This window comes from Chryseobacterium vrystaatense, from assembly GCF_000737765.1.
GTDB lineage: Bacteria > Bacteroidota > Bacteroidia > Flavobacteriales > Weeksellaceae > Chryseobacterium > Chryseobacterium vrystaatense.
This window is the reverse complement of record NZ_JPRI01000001.1, coordinates 960,701-976,805: the sequence shown is the minus strand read 5'-3', so window position 1 is coordinate 976,805 and position 16,105 is coordinate 960,701. Positions and strand designations below refer to the sequence as shown.

General features: G+C 37.4%; 16 protein-coding genes and 1 riboswitch. Of the genes, 4 read left to right on the top strand and 12 right to left on the bottom strand.

Translation table 11 applies throughout. The features are described from left to right. A riboswitch (SAM riboswitch) is annotated at positions 1 to 109 on the bottom strand. Positions 110 to 368: 259 nt separating this feature from the next. Continuing rightward, positions 369 to 1,532 carry a T9SS type A sorting domain-containing protein gene (locus IW16_RS04520; RefSeq protein ID WP_034740088.1) on the bottom strand — a complete coding sequence of 388 codons (1,164 nt, stop codon included), beginning with the start codon at positions 1,530 to 1,532 and terminating at the stop codon, positions 369 to 371. A gap of 151 nt (positions 1,533 to 1,683) precedes the next feature. On the opposite strand from IW16_RS04520, the gene IW16_RS04515 reads away from it, so the two are divergent. Next, on the top strand, positions 1,684 to 2,553 hold the full coding sequence (locus tag IW16_RS04515) for a helix-turn-helix transcriptional regulator (RefSeq protein ID WP_034740086.1): 870 nt from the start codon (positions 1,684 to 1,686) through the stop codon (positions 2,551 to 2,553). A gap of 95 nt (positions 2,554 to 2,648) precedes the next feature. On the opposite strand, the gene IW16_RS04510 is transcribed toward IW16_RS04515, so the two are convergent. Both IW16_RS04510 and IW16_RS04505 read right to left on the bottom strand, forming a co-directional pair. Beyond that, positions 2,649 to 2,933, bottom strand: a complete 285-nt coding sequence (locus tag IW16_RS04510) for a hypothetical protein (protein WP_175550345.1) — start codon at positions 2,931 to 2,933, stop codon at positions 2,649 to 2,651. Between the two features lie 93 nt (positions 2,934 to 3,026). Then, on the bottom strand, positions 3,027 to 4,634 hold the full coding sequence (locus tag IW16_RS04505; RefSeq protein WP_034740085.1) for a fumarate hydratase: 1,608 nt from the start codon (positions 4,632 to 4,634) through the stop codon (positions 3,027 to 3,029). A gap of 135 nt (positions 4,635 to 4,769) precedes the next feature. On the opposite strand from IW16_RS04505, the gene fumC reads away from it, so the two are divergent. The 3 genes from fumC (at position 4,770) to IW16_RS26430 (ending at position 6,749) form a co-directional block, all read left to right on the top strand. After that, positions 4,770 to 6,164, top strand: coding sequence for a class II fumarate hydratase (fumC, locus tag IW16_RS04500; protein WP_034740083.1), 1,395 nt, complete (start codon positions 4,770 to 4,772; stop codon positions 6,162 to 6,164). Positions 6,165 to 6,317: 153 nt separating this feature from the next. After that, on the top strand, positions 6,318 to 6,512 hold the full coding sequence (locus IW16_RS26045) for a bacteriocin-like protein (protein WP_073170568.1): 195 nt from the start codon (positions 6,318 to 6,320) through the stop codon (positions 6,510 to 6,512). Between the two features lie 30 nt (positions 6,513 to 6,542). Beyond that, the gene (locus IW16_RS26430) at positions 6,543 to 6,749 is read left to right on the top strand and encodes a bacteriocin-like protein (protein ID WP_073170571.1); all 207 of its coding nucleotides are present in this window, start codon (positions 6,543 to 6,545) and stop codon (positions 6,747 to 6,749) included. Between the two features lie 44 nt (positions 6,750 to 6,793). On the opposite strand, the gene IW16_RS04495 is transcribed toward IW16_RS26430, so the two are convergent. The 9 genes from IW16_RS04495 to IW16_RS04455 all read right to left on the bottom strand — a co-directional run bounded on the left by IW16_RS04495 (position 6,794) and on the right by IW16_RS04455 (position 16,075). Further along, on the bottom strand, positions 6,794 to 7,729 hold the full coding sequence (locus IW16_RS04495) for a Dyp-type peroxidase (RefSeq protein ID WP_034740081.1): 936 nt from the start codon (positions 7,727 to 7,729) through the stop codon (positions 6,794 to 6,796). 16 nt (positions 7,730 to 7,745) lie between these two features. Then, positions 7,746 to 8,465, bottom strand: coding sequence for an ABC transporter ATP-binding protein (locus IW16_RS04490; protein WP_034740079.1), 720 nt, complete (start codon positions 8,463 to 8,465; stop codon positions 7,746 to 7,748). A gap of 3 nt (positions 8,466 to 8,468) precedes the next feature. Next, the gene (locus IW16_RS04485; protein ID WP_034740078.1) at positions 8,469 to 9,935 is read right to left on the bottom strand and encodes a DUF5687 family protein; all 1,467 of its coding nucleotides are present in this window, start codon (positions 9,933 to 9,935) and stop codon (positions 8,469 to 8,471) included. A gap of 49 nt (positions 9,936 to 9,984) precedes the next feature. After that, the gene (locus tag IW16_RS04480) at positions 9,985 to 11,634 is read right to left on the bottom strand and encodes a DNA repair protein RecN (protein WP_034740074.1); all 1,650 of its coding nucleotides are present in this window, start codon (positions 11,632 to 11,634) and stop codon (positions 9,985 to 9,987) included. Between the two features lie 78 nt (positions 11,635 to 11,712). Further along, positions 11,713 to 12,615, bottom strand: a complete 903-nt coding sequence (porD, locus tag IW16_RS04475) for a type IX secretion system protein PorD (RefSeq protein WP_034740071.1) — start codon at positions 12,613 to 12,615, stop codon at positions 11,713 to 11,715. Between the two features lie 36 nt (positions 12,616 to 12,651). Beyond that, positions 12,652 to 13,857 carry a bifunctional phosphopantothenoylcysteine decarboxylase/phosphopantothenate--cysteine ligase CoaBC gene (coaBC, locus tag IW16_RS04470; RefSeq protein ID WP_034740070.1) on the bottom strand — a complete coding sequence of 402 codons (1,206 nt, stop codon included), beginning with the start codon at positions 13,855 to 13,857 and terminating at the stop codon, positions 12,652 to 12,654. A 123-nt stretch (positions 13,858 to 13,980) separates the two neighbouring features. Then, the gene (locus IW16_RS04465; RefSeq protein WP_027372958.1) at positions 13,981 to 14,304 is read right to left on the bottom strand and encodes a DNA-directed RNA polymerase subunit omega; all 324 of its coding nucleotides are present in this window, start codon (positions 14,302 to 14,304) and stop codon (positions 13,981 to 13,983) included. A gap of 42 nt (positions 14,305 to 14,346) precedes the next feature. Continuing rightward, positions 14,347 to 15,342 carry an outer membrane protein assembly factor BamD gene (locus IW16_RS04460; protein WP_034740068.1) on the bottom strand — a complete coding sequence of 332 codons (996 nt, stop codon included), beginning with the start codon at positions 15,340 to 15,342 and terminating at the stop codon, positions 14,347 to 14,349. Positions 15,343 to 15,445: 103 nt separating this feature from the next. Beyond that, a complete protein-coding gene (locus tag IW16_RS04455; RefSeq protein WP_034740066.1) occupies positions 15,446 to 16,075 on the bottom strand; it encodes a TetR/AcrR family transcriptional regulator in 630 nt (209 codons plus the stop codon). Between the last annotated feature and the right edge of the window lie 30 nt (positions 16,076 to 16,105).

The window sequence follows — 16,105 nt, the reverse complement described above, 5'->3', positions numbered from 1 at the left end:
TGCTCATCTTCCCCACAACGGGCTGGAATTAGCACCTTTACACTTTTTAGAGACGTGCAGGTTGCTAAGGTTTCATAGGGCCAAATCCCTCCACCTTTCTTGATAAATCTACTGCAAAAGTAGACTAATATTTTTAATTTTCAAAAAGTAGATTTATATATTCTGGACAGTTAATAGAACGATACAAAAGTATGCGCTGTCACTATCTGCTGCAGGAAATACTAAATCAAAAAAAGGCCCATGAATATTTCATAGGCCTTTACGATAAAAAGTAATTGTAATGAACTGTTTTAATATCAATTATTTTGGACTTTAGCAACAGTAGTTTTTAAAAAAGAGTCCAGCTTATGAACCCAATTTATTACTGTTTAGTTTTTAATCACTTTCTTAGAAAAAATCTGGCCGTTCTTTAATTTTAATTCTACTATATAAATTCCATTAGAAAGACTGCTTATATTGATTTGGTTATTAGAGAACTGGATATTACTCAGTTTCTGCCCGACCATATTGATAACGCTTACGCTTTCGATTAATGAATCAGCCTTGATATTCAAAATACCGTTGGTCGGATTTGGATATATTCCCACTGTTTCTGTATTTCTGATAATATCTGATGTTCCCAATGCTGAACCTGTTTTGATACATCTTACTGCTGAGCCCTGTCCTCTCATTGCTCCTGCGGATGGATTAGCAATCACAGTACCTACATATAAGTATTTCCCTCCCAGACCTGAAGTTTCAGAGCTCCAGTAATACCCTCTCTTACCTACGAAAGTAAATGATCCGTTTGAAGAACTTCTGTAACCAGATGCCGGCAGTTTCAATTGACTGTTAAATGCTGTTGCAGGGTTTACAATATTTTCTGAATCAACAATAGCTGTCCACTCAGCCTGAGAAGGCAACTTCCAGTCTTGGCCAATCGCTTTGCAGGGATCAACACCAGTACTATTGGTTATACCGGCAGCATTGGCCGCCGTCCATTTATCAGTATCTGCAAAATTCGCCCACCAATCAGGGTTTCCAATAATAAAGGCGTTTGAACCCGCCAGTCCGTCCGGTGAATTAGGGGTTGTAGGAGTTCCTGTAGCCGAATTCCTAAGCTGATGACCGTCATCCCATCTCCCCCACTGGAAAAGATCTCCAAAAGAGGCCTCATCCCCCATCTCAGAGGCGACTTTCGAGCTTCCAAGATTTTGCTGCAGCCAAATATTCCCATCCTTTCCTCTCACACTAGTATAGGTTACTGGCTGTCCCTGGTAGGTAAAAGTAACGCATCCTGTATCTCCCGGACTGCTTCCCGGATCTGTATTATTACACGTAAGTGAGTTTTTACTCAAGTGAGTTTTCTTACCCTGAACGACTTCCTGAGACTGGGACTGCCATGAATGATAACCCGTCTCGCCCATCTGATCAGATCCTGAACCTCCTCCTGCAACCGGCCCCTGTTGGGCATATAGATAACTTCCTGCGAAGGTTAGCATCGCTAAACCAGCTCCTATTTTACGGATCGCAAAATGTAAATTTTGAAACATATTTAATATTATTTTTAATTATTCTAAATTTAATTTAATTTTGCGCAAAATTACCTTTCATTATTAACGCTGAGTTATCATTTCCAAACTTTTTGTTATCCTATGTAAGGCTTTTATTTCAAATTGTACCATACCCGTAAAATCATTTCGTATGAAGAATCTATCCAGGAGCGAATTACTGTTCAGTTCCGAAAACATCAAGATGGTCATACAGGAAGATCAGCAGCCCGAAAAGTTTTCAAGATTACATATGATTGAAAGCAGAGAGAGTTTTAGTCTACTTTTCCTTCTGAGCCCTAATATCAGGCTGGAAGCTAATGATTGTGAGACAAAATTTCTGTTCAGAAAGAATCAGTACATTCTTCATTATTCCTCAAAAGAAAGTACAGCAGAACTTTGGACAGAAAACCAGGAAGCTCTAAAATATTTTCATATCCAAATCAATTATCAATATATTTTCAACCTGATTGATCCTGCATCGAGCAAAGAGAATGCAGATATTCTGGAAAATATGATTCGGAACAATTATATTTTTCTTCATAAAAAAACACCTCCATATATGACCGTGGAAATGCATATGATCTTAAAAGAGCTGATCAGCTATTCAAAAAAAGGGGTGATGCAGAGATTATTTATTGAGGCTAAGATCATCAAACTTCTTATTCTTATTTTTGAGCAGTTTAATGAAAAAAATATAACGCAGGCTGAACTGGGAGCATCTCTTGAGATCAAAAAATTCATTGACGAAAATTATCACAAGAATATCCGCGCGGAAGATATAGGAAAACTCACAGGAATCAATCAGAATAAGATCCGGAAGGAATTTAAAGCACAATACCATATGACTGTGGCTGATTATATTTCGGAACTGAGAATGCTGAAAGCGAAGAAAATGATCATTGATAAAGATATAATGATCAAAGAAATTGCTATTGAATGCGGATATGAATACGTTCAGAATTTTACACGGGCATTCAAGAAAAAATTTGGAGTTTCTCCGGAAAAGCTGAGAAACGGATAATAAAAAACCGTTTAAAAAAATTAAACGGTTTATATATGTTGTTTTGCTTTGATATTACTTTTTCAGAATTAAGGTGAAAAAGCAATGACAATCAATTAATGATGATGTCCGTGATCGTGAAGGAAAGGTCCGTTTCCTTTAGGATTACTGAAGATTACTTCTACGCCTTCCTGCTCATTAAGCTCTTTTCTTCTGATATCTTCAGGATCAAAAGGTTTTACTTTTCCGAAATATTCTTTCAGACCTTCAGTTAACCACATAGGGATTACCAAACCGAAGAACATGAAAATACACCAGAATCCTACTAGGAACATAATTATAAAGAATACAGTCCATAGGAACTGGTAGAACGGCCAAAATGCTGATAAAATCGTTATCATTCTCTTAAAGATTTTAGGCAAAAATAGGACTTTTTTGTGTTGTACACAAAACATACAAGCCCTATTTTATAATTTATTTTTATTTTAAACTAATTAGTGAGCCAGATCTGCGAAGAAATCATTGCCTTTATCATCCGTAATGATGAACGCCGGAAAGTCTTTCACTTCAATTTTTCTTACCGCTTCCATCCCCAGCTCAGGGAAATCTACGATGTCTACGGCAACAATATTGTCTTTGGCAAGAATCGCTGCTGGTCCTCCGATTGATCCCAGATAGAACCCTCCATATTTTCCACATGCATCGGTAACGTCTTTACTTCTGTTTCCTTTAGCAAGCATGATCATGCTTCCACCGTGGCTTTGGAATTCGTCAACATAGACGTCCATTCTTCCGGCAGTTGTAGGTCCGAAACTTCCTGAAGCCATTCCTTCCGGAGTTTTTGCCGGTCCGGCATAATAGATCGGATGATTTTTAAAATATTCCGGCATAGGCTTTCCGCTGTCGATGATCTCTTTAATTTTTGCATGAGCAATATCTCTGGCAACGATCAGCGTACCGTTTAGTTTCAGTCTTGTTTTAATTGGATATTTTGACAGCTCAGCCAATATCTCAGGCATTGGCTTGTTCAAGTTGATTTCAACAGCCTCTTCTAAGTGTGGAGGAGTGTCGGGTAAAAATCTTTTTGGATTTTCTTCCAGCTGTTCAAGGAAAATACCGTCTTTCGTAATTTTACCTTTGATATTTCTGTCAGCAGAACATGAAACTCCCATTCCTACCGGACAAGAAGCTGCGTGTCGGGGAAGTCTGATCACTCGTACATCATGGGTAAGGTATTTACCACCAAATTGTGCTCCGATGGCACTTTCCTGGCAAATCTTCTGAACTTTCGCTTCCCATTCCAAATCTCTAAAAGCCTGTCCTGCTTCATTCCCTTCTGTTGGAAGGTGGTCATAATATTTGGCAGATGCTTTTTTTACGGCAGCAAGGTTTGCTTCAGCAGAAGTTCCACCAATAACAAGTGCCAGATGATAGGGTGGACAGGCAGCGGTTCCAAGGTCTGAAATTCTTTCTTTTACAAAAGCTTCAAGAGACTTTTCGTTCAATAATGATTTTGTCTTTTGGTATAAAAATGTTTTATTGGCAGATCCACCTCCTTTCGTCAAAAATAGAAATTCGTAGTAATCTCCTTTTTTAGCATAAATATCAATTTGTGCGGGAAGATTGGATCCGGAATTTTTTTCTTCGAACATCGTTAAAGGAACGACCTGCGAATATCTCAGGTTTCTCTTCTGATAGGTATTGTAAATTCCTTTGCTCAGATATTCTCCATCGTCTGCTCCGGTGTAAACATTTTCTCCCTTCTTACCCATCACAATAGCTGTACCGGTGTCCTGGCATGAAGGAAGAGCTCCTTCAACCGCAACGGCAGCATTCTGAAGAAGGTTATAGGCAACGAATCTGTCGTTATCTGTTGCTTCAGGATCATCGATAATTCTCTTAAGACTTTCAAGATGCGAAGAACGAAGCATGAAAGATACATCAGCCATAGCTTCTTCAGCCAACAGCTCCAATCCCTTAGGATCAATTGTTAAAATTTCTCTCTCGCCTAGTTTTTCAACCTTTACATAGTCGGATGTCAATTTTTTATACACCGTATCATCTTTCTGGATCGGATACGGATCCTGATATCTAAAATCCATTCAATTTTTGTTTGTGCAAAAATACGTCATCCCTAAAAAACATGAGTAAAATCACTCACCTGTATTGATATTTATAATGATTATAAATTGTGGGATTCTGCGTTTATGATTAACTTTATAAAAATTTCAATCACAATGAATTACAGAATCGAAAAGGACACTATGGGAGAGGTTCAGGTACCTGCAGACAAATTCTGGGGTGCACAAACTGAGCGTTCCAGAAATAATTTTAAGATCGGCCCTGAGGGTTCTATGCCCCACGAAATCATTGAAGCTTTTGCTTTTTTAAAGAAAGCAGCAGCGTATACTAATACGGATCTGGGAGTTCTTCCTGCAGAAAAAAGGGATATGATCTCTAAAGTATGTGATGAGATCCTCGAAGGAAAACTCAACGACCAGTTTCCTCTGGTGATCTGGCAAACGGGCTCGGGAACACAGTCGAATATGAATATTAATGAAGTCGTTTCAAACAGAGCCCACGTAAACAATGGAGGAACTTTAGGTGATAAATCTGAAATTCATCCGAATGATGACGTCAACAAATCACAATCTTCCAATGACACCTACCCAACAGCCATGCACATTGCAGCTTATAAAAAGGTGGTGGAAGTAACAATCCCAGCGGTTGAAAAATTAAAAAACACGATTGCTGCCAAAGCTGACGCGTTTAAAGATATTGTAAAAATCGGGAGAACCCATCTTATGGATGCTACTCCTCTTACTCTTGGACAGGAATTTTCAGGCTACAAGGCTCAGCTTGAATATGGATTGCGTGCTTTAAAAAACACCCTGCCACACCTTTCTGAACTCGCTTTGGGCGGTACCGCTGTAGGTACAGGACTTAATACACCAAATGGCTACGATGTAAAAGTAGCTGAATATATTGCAAAGTTTACAAACCATCCGTTCGTCACAGCTGAAAACAAATTTGAGGCTTTAGCGGCTCACGATGCCATTGTGGAATCTCATGGAGCTCTAAAGCAACTGGCCGTCTCTTTATTTAAAATAGCTCAGGATATCAGATTACTGGCATCCGGACCGCGTTCGGGAATCGGAGAGATTCATATTCCCGAAAACGAACCGGGATCTTCTATTATGCCGGGGAAAGTAAACCCTACACAGAATGAGGCATTGACTATGGTTTGTGCTCAGGTTCTTGGAAATGACACGACAATATCTTTTGCCGGAACTCAGGGAAATTACGAACTTAATGTTTTCAAACCGGTGATGGCATACAACTTCCTGCAGTCAGCGCAACTGATTGCTGATGCATGTATATCATTCAATGACCATTGTGCAGAAGGAATTGAGCCTAATCATGAAAGAATCAAAGAACTGGTAGACAAATCACTAATGCTTGTTACCGCTCTAAATACCCACATAGGCTATGAAAATGCAGCAAAAATCGCAAAAACAGCCCATAAAAATGGAACTACTCTAAAAGAAGAAGCTGTTAATCTAGGCTTTTTAACTGCAGAGCAGTTTGACGAATGGGTAAAGCCGGAAGACATGGTCGGAAGCCTTAAATAAAATCTCACTATAAACTAATAGTAGAAAGCCTCAGAAATTCTGAGGTTTTCTCTTTTTATCAAAACACTGAATTACAATTTTTTACAAAGCATATTTACGATTTAATATTTTTTCCTATATTAGGGATATAATTGTAATTTTTAAACTATTCTTATGAAAAATCTAAAAAAATTAAACCGAGATCACTTAAGAGAAATTTTGGGAGGACACACATGTCCGGGTACTACGATTCATTTGGAATTTAACGGTTATCATGCCTGCTGCCTTTCGATGCCTCCTGAACGAAATCCATGCAAGGGAACATTCTGCCTTATTCCAGAGGGAATGTGCTCGGGAGATCCCATGTAGAACTATAGTAGAGCCTAATTATATTTTGCTATGAAAAATCTAAAAAAATTCAGCAGAGCCAACCTTAAAGATGTATTTGGCGGTGCAGTCATTCCACGCTGCCCTACTAACTGGTACCTGATCCAGTATAACGGTTACTATGCGTGTTGTAGTGCTTATACAGAAAACCCATGTCAGGGAATGTGTATGGTTCACGTTAATATGTGCGCAGTTCCGATAGAGGAAGATCCAATCTAAAATAATTGATAGAAAGTCCGGGAAATAATTTCCCGGACTTTTTATTATCCTGAAAATTCATCCAGCATATTTCTTGTCGGAACAAAGAAAAGTGTTCCCGTTACTGCTGTACTAAAATCTAAAATCCTGTCATAATTGCCTGGAGGGTCGCCCACAAACATATTGGTTAGCATTTTCTTAGTCGTGCTAAATGTACTGGAATAAGCAATGAAATAAGTGCCAAATTCATTGGAAGAAGGACTTCCGAAAGGCATATTATCCCGTACGATCTTCAGTTCTTCCCCATTTTCTCCTTCAATATTAGCCAAAGCAATATGGGAATTGGACGGTTTTACAGTATCAGACATTTCAATATCATTTTCTTTGGACCGTCCGATTACTCTTTCCTGCTGTTCTGTAGAAAGCCCTTTCCATGCATCCATATTATGCATATATTTCTGAACAAACAGGTAGCTGCCTCCTTTATACTGTAAGTCCTCATCCCCTATTTTAGCAAAATAATCCCGGTCTTCTCCATGTGGATTTTCCGTTCCATCTACAAAACCAAGAATAGAACGTGCATCCCAATACTTAAATCCATGGATCTCAAGAATACTTTCTGCAACCGGCGCCAATAATTTTGATATCTCTATTGCCATATCGAAAATAAGGCTGTTATTATCTGCTCTCAGATGAAAGTGAAGGTCTCCTGAAGTAGAAACGGCAGTATGTTTCACCCCTTTAATCTCTTCAAAATTTACAAGTTCTTTAGGAAGGGTTGTTGAAAGGTTCAATTTTTTCCATGCATGAAAACCAATCCCCATGACACAGCTTGCTCTGCTGTCTGGAAATCTGTTAAAAGCTGAATTATTTAGGTTAAGAATCAAAGCACAGAGCTGCTGAAACGCTTCTTTCAGCTGGGGGCCGTCATTAAGTTTCCATACCATAAAAATAGTATTGCTGTTAGGATAGTCCGTAACATTTTGTGATTCAATGCTCATTATTTTGTTTTATGAATTAAACTTCTGAAGGTGCAGCAACCTGATCCGCAAAATACTGTTCCAGATCTCTTAATGTCTCAGGATTAGTTTGAATATCTTTCACCTGTATCCCTTTATTGACGACAACGATTCTATTACAGACTTCCGTGGTATGCGAAAGATCATGGCTTGAGATCAGAAAAGTCACTCCATCTTCCTTAGAAAGTTCCTTAATTAAATTTTTAAGTTTGATTTGAGTCGAGGGATCCAGATTTGCAAAGGGCTCATCCAGGATGATAATCTCAGGGTTTCCGATAAGTGCCCCCACGATTCCTACTTTTTTTTGGTTTCCTTTCGATAAATCACGAACATATTTTCCTGAATTGAGAATCTCTCCATTAAAAAAATCATGAAAAGGTTTCAGAAACTCATCGATAGAAGCTTTATTCTGGCTTCTCAGCTCCCCGATGAAATAAAAGTATTCTTCAGGTGTGAGATAGCCTATCAGGAATGTATCATCTACAAAAGCAGAAACTTTATTTTTCCAAGCTTCAGACTTATTCACTTTGATTCCTTCAATACTTACAAAACCTGTTGTAGGCTGAATCAGGTCTAGCATCAGACTAAAAAGCGTGGTCTTTCCGGCCCCATTGTTTCCTACCAGCCCGAATGTCTCACCATTTGTAATTTCAAGGTGCTCAATATTAAGAACTGTAGCAGTTCCGTATGTCTTGGATAAGTTATTGATAGTAATCATAGATTAGTCTTTGTTTTTAAATGCGTCCAGTGTACTGTATTTTTCGCGTTTATATTGTTTTACGATGATATCAAATATTTTTTCTCTCAGTAGAAACCCTATAAGCCCTAAAAGTCCTATGCTTACTACTCCAGCTGTCATTCCAAAAAAGTATTTTGACAAAGCAAAGACCCCCATAGGAAGAAGCATTTTAGGGATCAGAAGAAGAATAGACTTAAGATTAAAACTGTTTTTCTGTCCGATCCTTTTTTCTTTTGAATTAAGGTCGATCTGAGTTTTATTAAATGCCCCAGACCAAAGGGTCAATTGGGAATTTACTCCAATATTATATATGCCTGCAGCAAAGAATGTAACATAAACCTCCCAACCGAAAAAGGCATAAAACATAGCGATAACAATAGAAGCAGCAGTGACCATATTGATGAGCCACCATTTTGCTTTGAGATATTCTTTGTAAGGAACGTTAAGTGTCATCATCAACGGATAGTAAGAACTGTCGAAAGCCGGCACCCTCTGTCCGAACAAAAACTGAAACCCTCCTGTCACAAACAGTCCCATAAACATCATCATGGCCGGTGTCTTATAAATTGTTGAGGTATACATCAGCATTCCGTAAAAAAGAAAGAAAAAACTTCCGATAAGAATTCCTTTGGTTACCTTATTACGTCTTAACATTTTTATATCGTTATTAATAAATGTCCCAATGACACCGTATCTGTTTAAGAACGCAATATTCTCTGTTTTTCCGAACTGTTTTTTTGCTTCAAGCCCCTGATCAAGATAAAATTCTTTTCGAACGTAGCTAAAACATATTTTCCACAGACCAAAAAACAATACAATGGGAATGAGAATTAAATAAGGTGTCTGGTAGAAACCATATATCAATTTCTCTGAGTATGAAAGTACAGATACTACATTATAATACCCAAGACCAGCAACCGCCGCAAAAATACAGCCTATGATAATGGCAACGGTTTCTTTGTCGTTAAACAGAATATTAATGAAATTATTAAGATAGAATAAAAAAGAAATCCCAACTAACCAAGTCAAAACTCCAAATGTACTATATCCGTTAAATAATGCTATGACCGAAAAAGTGATAAAGAATAAAGAGTTCAGCCAGCTTAACGGGGAAAGAAAAGTTTTAATGAGCATATAATTGACCAGCGCATTCTTCGGAATATTCTGAGTAAGAAACGGCTTAATGTTCTGTGTTGACATTTCCTGCCAGATGTATTTGAAAATCAGATCTGCAGCCCATGCCATCACGAGGTATTTTGAAACAACCCTCAAAGGATCCAGATGCATTTCTTTCTGTACGTAGTAGAAAGCAGCAAATGCACCCCCGGCCATACAAGCCATAAAATAGAGGACTCCAATAAAACGGAGAATCTTCATGGCAAGATTCACGCCTAGAGAAGTACCGCGAAAAAAGCTTTTTATTTCAAGTCTCAGAAACTTTAGAAACATATTTTAGTTTTTATATTAGTAAATATAATGTAAAATATGTTACAGATTTTTAGCCTATTAATTCTTTTGCCTGTGCCAGAGCAGCTTCTGTAATTTTACTTCCTGAAAGAAGCTGGGCTATTTCGTTCAGTTTTTCTTCTTCGTTTAAAGCAATGATGGTTGATTGTGTTTTTCCGGAAACATCCCGTTTTACCACTTTATAATTGTTATTTCCTTTGGCAGCCACCTGTGCAAGGTGGGAAATAACAATCAGCTGCATATCTGCTGACATTTCTCTCATCAGATTTCCGATCTCTTCAGCTACCTTTCCAGAAACTCCGGTATCAATTTCGTCCAGAATCAGGGTTGGAAGTTCATCACTTTCGGCAATAATCTTTTTAACGGCAAGCATCACTCTGGATCTTTCACCTCCGGAAATAGCAGTCTGGATAGGTTTTAAAGGAAACCCGGAATTGGCCTGGAATAAAAGCTGTATGTTTTCTTTTCCAAATGCATTAAATTCCGCTGTATCCTGAAGTTCAATATCAACTTTTGCTTTTTCAAGACCTAGTTTTTTAAGAAGTCCTTCTGCTTTTTTGATGAAAACAGGAACTGATTTTTTCCTGTTTTTTGAAAGTTTTTCGGCAAGAGACTGAAGTGTTTTCTCCTTTTTAGAAATATTTTCAAGAATCTCAGCGATATGATCTTCGAGTTCTGAAGCCCCTTTCTGTTCACCTGCCAACTGATCTCTTAGCTCTTTCAGTTCATCTATGTCAGAAACATTATGTTTTAAAAACAGAGCATTGATTTTATTATTAAGCTCAACAAGGATCGCCAGGTTAGCTGGGTTGATTTCTATTCTTTCTGACTCATTTTCAAGTTCGGAGATAATATCTTTCAGCTCTACAAATGAGGTTTCCAGCCTTTCATCAAGTTCTGCAAAGGTATTTGAGACTTCAGCAATTCTGGACAGTTTGTTTTTCGCTTCATTAAAGAATGACAGGATTCCAACTTCTTCCTGATGAAATCTTGACAGAACCTGTACAAGGTTTTCAGAGATCATTTCAGCATTTTCCTGAACAGACAATTGATTCTGCAGGTCTTCATAATCTACATCATCCAATTTGATTTCTTCCAGTTCGTTCAGCAAAAATTCTTTGTAATCACTTTCTTTCCTGTTCTCAGCAAGCTGTGTCTGAAGTTTTTTAAGCTGTATTTTTAAACTTTGAAAGTCTGAAAATTCATTCTGATAATCTTCAATATTTTTTTTGTTTTCAGAAAGTCCGTCAATAATTTTAAACTGATATTCTGAAGTAAAAAGGTTTGAGGTTTCAAACTGTGAATGAATATCAATCAGCTTGGAAGAAAGTTCTTTCAGTACATCAAGGGTCACAGGCACATCATTGATGAAGGCTCTGGATTTCCCGGAAGGAAGGATTTCCCTTCTTATGATGGTCTGATGCTCATAATCCAGATCATTTTCAATAAAGAATTTTTTGAACTGGTTATTTAAAGCAAATTCCGTTTCGACAATACTTTTTTCCTCTGATTTAGAAATAGATTTTGTTTCGGCTCTTTCGCCAAGGATAAGCCTTAAGGCACCTAATATAATAGATTTACCTGCTCCTGTTTCACCGGTAATGACCTGCAAACCGGTATTCAATGATACTTCAAGAGTATCAATCAAAGCAAAGTTTTTAATGTAAATTCTCGAAAGCATGGATAATAGCTGATTACTTTAGGTAATGCAAATATAGAATTTAGAATTAAGTATTCAATAGCTGAAAGTAATGGATCTTTATTTCCATTTATTCCACTTGTTCTCCGAATTTTTTGGAGAAAGCGTCATCATCAGCTGTTTAAGATCATTAATAACGATACCTCCGTTGTTTCCGGAATTGAAAACATTAAATATCTCATCACTTTTATTGTCCAGAAAAAGATTGAAGTAATAAGACTGCTGAAAGGAGTTTTCATACATTTTCAGCTGCATAAGGGCATCAAAGATTACCTTTTTCGCTGTAGTCTGATCCTGATTAAACAGATTATCTAAACCAGCTCTATGGTAAGTATACATGGTAGACCGCAGCTGGCTCCAGTTTGGATTGATGATCTCATTGATCAAGATTGTACGGCTTCGTGGCTCATTGATGACATTCCATCCTTCATAGTTCCTGTTCTGAGAGTTTTGAGCTATCTGCTGAGCTTTTGCAAACCACTGAGTTCCTCCCATAGACTGGAAGCTGTCTGCATCATAACCTAAAATGACGTATACATAAAAGCTGACAACATCAATAAGGTTTTTCCCTGAGAATTGTCTTTCATTAAATACAAGATTTTCATTTTCCACATATTCAAAAGCAAATCTCTGGTCCTGAAGATTAACTAAAGGTGACTCGTAGCTGGTATTGTACACCGGACGAACAGCCTGGATTACAATGCTTCCTTTGAATCTATTCCCGTCTCTTTCCGCAATCACGACGGCAAAGTTACATTTTACCTTTTCGAAATTCTGAAGTTTCTTTCCGGTCCAGCTTGTATTGTTGATAAAGTCTCTAAGGCTTTTCTCCAGAGCTTTATAGGCCTGCTGGTTACTTCCTCCCAGCTGTTGGGAGTTGATCTGTACCGTTGCAAGCAGTTCCTGGGAAAAACTCAGATTATATATAAAAAGCAGCAAGAATAGGCTTATGATTTTTTTCATTATCTATTAAAAATTGAGAACGGAAATTTATTAAAATTATTTTAAAAGTTGAGACTCAACAAAATCCAGAATATCTACAGCTACTTTGTCCTTAGATTTCAGGTTAAATTCTTTCTTCTCGGTTCTGGTAAATATTTTGATTTTATTGGTGTCATTTTTAAAGCCTGCACCTTCATCCCTCAGGGAGTTCAGGACAATCATATCGAGGTTTTTCTTTTCCAGTTTTCCTTTGGCATTCTCTTCTTCATTCTGGGTTTCCAATGCAAAACCTACCAAAAACTGATGGGTTTTCTTCTCACCCATAGTTTTAAGAATATCTGGATTTTTAACCAGTTCAATGGTTAAATTATCATCATTTTTCTTAATTTTCTCCTTGGCAACCTCTTTTGGAGCATAGTCTGCTACGGCCGCGCTGGCAATACCAATATCTACACGGTCATAAAATTCAAAAACTTTATTCAGCATTTCTCTGGCCGAGGTTACTTTATGAATTTCAATATTCTTATCGTCCGTTGTTTGAGAACTTGGTCCGGATATCAGAATCACCTCCGCCCCTCTTTTTGAAGCTTCTTCAGCAAGCGAGAACCCCATTTTCCCGGAAGAATGGTTCCCGATAAACCGTACAGGATCAATAGCCTCATAGGTAGGACCTGCTGTGATCAGAACGGTTTTTCCCTCGAGACTTTTGGTGGAACTTGCAGATGTAAAGAAATCTTCAACGGTTTTAAAGATCTTTTCCGGCTCTGCCATTCTACCCTGCCCGATCAGTCCGCTGGCCAGTTCACCGGTTTCAGCCGGAATAATAAAATGTCCGTAATCTTCTGCCATTTCAAGATTCTGTCTGGTAGAAGGATGTGCATACATGTCAAGATCCATTGCAGGGGCAATAAATACCGGGCATTTTGCAGACATATAGGTGGCAATTACCAGATTATCACACATTCCGTGAATCATCTTGGCTAATGTATTGGCTGTGCATGGGGCAATAATGATTACATCTGCCCAAAGCCCCATTTCCACATGACTGTTCCAGGTACCATTATCACTGTAAAAGTCTGAATATACAGGTTTTTTAGATAAAGTTGACAGACTCAATTTCGTTACAAAATTTTCTGCATCAGGCGTCATCATTACCTGAACTTCGGCTCCGTTTTTCACAAAATCTCTAATGAGAAAATGAATTTTATAGGCCGCAATTCCTCCAGAAACAGCGATAAGTATCTTTTTACCGGAAACACTCATTTAGTTTTAATTTTTGAATTACTAAATTACTTATTTTTTCGCACAAAGACGGGTACAAACAGACAAAGGTCATAAAAGAATTGAATTCCCTTATGACCTTCATATGATTAAAAACAAAAATAATTATTTTCTGTCTTCTGTCTTTCTGAAATAGATATCTTCATTCAGCCATTCTTCAATTGCAATAGAAGTAGGCTTAGGAAGTTTTTCGTAATGTTTAGAGATCTCAATCTGTTCTCTGTTTTCGAAAACTTCTTCCAATGTAGAATTGTGCACAGCAAATTCGTCCAATTTATTGTGAAGTTCCGTACGGATCTCCGCATTGATCTGCTCTGCTCTCTTTCCCATGATAACAATAGCTTCATAGATTGAACCTACTTTATCTTCAATCTTGTCTTTATCGTAAGTAATAGTATTTACTTCTGCTTTTGTATCTTTTACACTCATTTTGAGAAAATTATTTTATTAATAAGGTCGCAAATTTACGAATTATCTTTGGATTTTGAAAGTGGCTGCCGGTGGAGGGGTCTGAAGTGCCGCACTGTCCCTCTGGATCTGCATTGCCTTCTTTTCATTTGTGATCTGATCTTTAATCTGCTGTTCAGTTTTATTCTTTTCCGACATCCTGTCAGCTTCTTTTTTCTGTTTTGCTGTTAATGCAGCAATCCTTGCTTCTGTCTGTTTTTTAACAACAACAAAATTCTGTTTTTCTTTTTCTAATTTTCCTCTCAGGTCTACTGCTGTTTTAGCGTATTCTGTATTCGGAAGTTCTTTTTCCACCAATTTTGTATAAGAAAGCGCGCTTTCAATACGCTCATCTTTAAGATCGTAAACAGACTTCAAAGCCAATTCATAGCGTGATTTCATGATAAAATCATAGATCTTGGGACGAAGTTTTGTACTTGGAAAATCATCCAATACATTATCTAAAGCTACGTTAGCAGCTTTATATTCACCCATTTTGAAATACTGTTTTGCATTTTCGTATGCCTTAAATTCTAATTTATAAGACAGTTCATCAATAAGCTGGCTGATATTTTTTGATCTCTCAGAGTTTGGATAATTTGTCAGGAAGTCCTGAAGTTCATTGATCGCGATTTCTGTAGTAGACTGATCGAGGTTGTAATCCATAGAACCTTCATAGTAGCATAATGCAGACATGTATGCTGCTTCTTCTGCTCTTGGATCCTTCGGAAAATTCACGGCAAAGTTTTTAAACTGGTGTCCTGCCAGTTTATAACTCTTGTCATAATAATTAGCATAAGCAGTATTAAAACCTACGTTAGGAAAATCATCTGTTCCCGCTACAAGGTTCGTAAGCCTGTCATATAGTGCTAATGCGTTTTTCCATTTCTTTTTGGTAAAGTTTTCATTAGCTGCCTTTAAGATAAAATTCTTGTCAGCACTCTTCATTGCTTTTTCCTGCTGGCTTACGCATGAGGAAATAACTGCCACCGCAAATAGACCTAAAATATATTTTTTCATATAAAAAATTCAACAGTTTTCGGATAATACAGCCGATTTACTAATTTGCAAAAATATAACTTTTTTGTCAATAGATTTTTTTTTATGAATATTTAACGTAAATTTAGTCTGCAGCGTATCCCAAAATTGCAAAAACACTGAGTAAAAGATTCATTCTTACTTTTTTTTCAGCTTCTTTGGTATAGGCTTCTTCGTTTTTACTAGGCACATAGAGTTCGTAGAAATTTTTATTTCTAATCACAAATAATGTGGATCCGATAATCATCGTAAGAATATCTTCAGGTTTTGATGTAAATGTGAATACTCCTGAAGCGACCCCTTTTTTGATGACATCATCCAGTTTTTTGACAAATAGCTGATAGAAATCCAGCAACTCATCTTTTAAGTTTTCGGTATGCCTGAGCTCCTGTGTTACAAATCCGTGGAAATAATTGTATTTAAACAATTGGGAAACGATATATTTGATGATCTCTCTCAGTTGCATTTCCGGTTTTCCATCCTTAATGGTGTCAGCAAATTCTGAAAAATTTTCTCTTGTTTTCAGTACTCTGTACTGATAAAGGTAAGACATCATTTTTTCTTTGGAACCGAAGTAATAGGAAATCATCGCCACGTTGATGTTGGCCTTGGAACAGATATCTCTTACTGAAGTTCCCTCATACCCTTTTTTGGCAATAAGTTCCTCAGCAATATCCAGTATGTGGATCTGTTTTTCCGTAAATTTTTTTCTCATGAAGTGCACTTTGAGTAAAGTTAAGAAATT

What these genes read in the sequence shown, in the direction of transcription:
- IW16_RS04520 (WP_034740088.1), bottom strand. Translation starts at nt 1,532, where the DNA reads ATGTTTCAAAATTTACATTTTGCGATCCGTAAAATAGGAGCTGGTTTA.
- IW16_RS04515 (WP_034740086.1), top strand. Translation starts at nt 1,684, where the DNA reads ATGAAGAATCTATCCAGGAGCGAATTACTGTTCAGTTCCGAAAACATC.
- IW16_RS04510 (WP_175550345.1), bottom strand. Translation starts at nt 2,933, where the DNA reads ATGATAACGATTTTATCAGCATTTTGGCCGTTCTACCAGTTCCTATGG.
- IW16_RS04505 (WP_034740085.1), bottom strand. Translation starts at nt 4,634, where the DNA reads ATGGATTTTAGATATCAGGATCCGTATCCGATCCAGAAAGATGATACG.
- fumC (WP_034740083.1), top strand. Translation starts at nt 4,770, where the DNA reads ATGAATTACAGAATCGAAAAGGACACTATGGGAGAGGTTCAGGTACCT.
- IW16_RS26045 (WP_073170568.1), top strand. Translation starts at nt 6,318, where the DNA reads ATGAAAAATCTAAAAAAATTAAACCGAGATCACTTAAGAGAAATTTTG.
- IW16_RS26430 (WP_073170571.1), top strand. Translation starts at nt 6,543, where the DNA reads ATGAAAAATCTAAAAAAATTCAGCAGAGCCAACCTTAAAGATGTATTT.
- IW16_RS04495 (WP_034740081.1), bottom strand. Translation starts at nt 7,729, where the DNA reads ATGAGCATTGAATCACAAAATGTTACGGACTATCCTAACAGCAATACT.
- IW16_RS04490 (WP_034740079.1), bottom strand. Translation starts at nt 8,465, where the DNA reads ATGATTACTATCAATAACTTATCCAAGACATACGGAACTGCTACAGTT.
- IW16_RS04485 (WP_034740078.1), bottom strand. Translation starts at nt 9,935, where the DNA reads ATGTTTCTAAAGTTTCTGAGACTTGAAATAAAAAGCTTTTTTCGCGGT.
- IW16_RS04480 (WP_034740074.1), bottom strand. Translation starts at nt 11,634, where the DNA reads ATGCTTTCGAGAATTTACATTAAAAACTTTGCTTTGATTGATACTCTT.
- porD (WP_034740071.1), bottom strand. Translation starts at nt 12,615, where the DNA reads ATGAAAAAAATCATAAGCCTATTCTTGCTGCTTTTTATATATAATCTG.
- coaBC (WP_034740070.1), bottom strand. Translation starts at nt 13,857, where the DNA reads ATGAGTGTTTCCGGTAAAAAGATACTTATCGCTGTTTCTGGAGGAATT.
- IW16_RS04465 (WP_027372958.1), bottom strand. Translation starts at nt 14,304, where the DNA reads ATGAGTGTAAAAGATACAAAAGCAGAAGTAAATACTATTACTTACGAT.
- IW16_RS04460 (WP_034740068.1), bottom strand. Translation starts at nt 15,342, where the DNA reads ATGAAAAAATATATTTTAGGTCTATTTGCGGTGGCAGTTATTTCCTCA.
- IW16_RS04455 (WP_034740066.1), bottom strand. Translation starts at nt 16,075, where the DNA reads ATGAGAAAAAAATTTACGGAAAAACAGATCCACATACTGGATATTGCT.